The organism is Shewanella sp. CAL98-MNA-CIBAN-0140 (assembly GCF_040309905.1).
Classification (GTDB): domain Bacteria; phylum Pseudomonadota; class Gammaproteobacteria; order Enterobacterales; family Shewanellaceae; genus Shewanella; species Shewanella psychromarinicola.
The window spans coordinates 1-242 of record NZ_JBEOPI010000266.1 but is presented as its reverse complement, the minus strand read 5'-3'; the positions used below and the strand labels follow the sequence as shown (position 1 = coordinate 242).

The 242-nt window shown below is 41.7% G+C and carries 1 protein-coding gene; it reads right to left on the bottom strand.

The window, feature by feature from the left end:
- Nucleotides 1–242, bottom strand: a 242-nt coding sequence (locus AAEY93_RS21010) for a DUF924 family protein (protein ID WP_351079679.1), incomplete at both ends; no start/stop codon positions are given.

The following is a 242-nucleotide window of genomic DNA, read 5'->3' as shown; positions in this document are numbered from 1 at the left end:
CAATAATCTCTGCTAAGCGCCCAGCAAGGTTAGTCGCTACAGTATCAATCCCTGTATCATCAGTAGTTGTATGTTCCTCAACACGTCGCCAAAGTGCACATTCACCCTGTCTAGAAGCTTGCCATATCTCACCAAACTTATCATTGATTGTCTGATCAAATTTATCATCTTCTAAAAACCAATACGGTTCGTTGTCTTTATCAAACCAAAATTTCAAGACAGCGTGGGCATCAGCGTGAAGG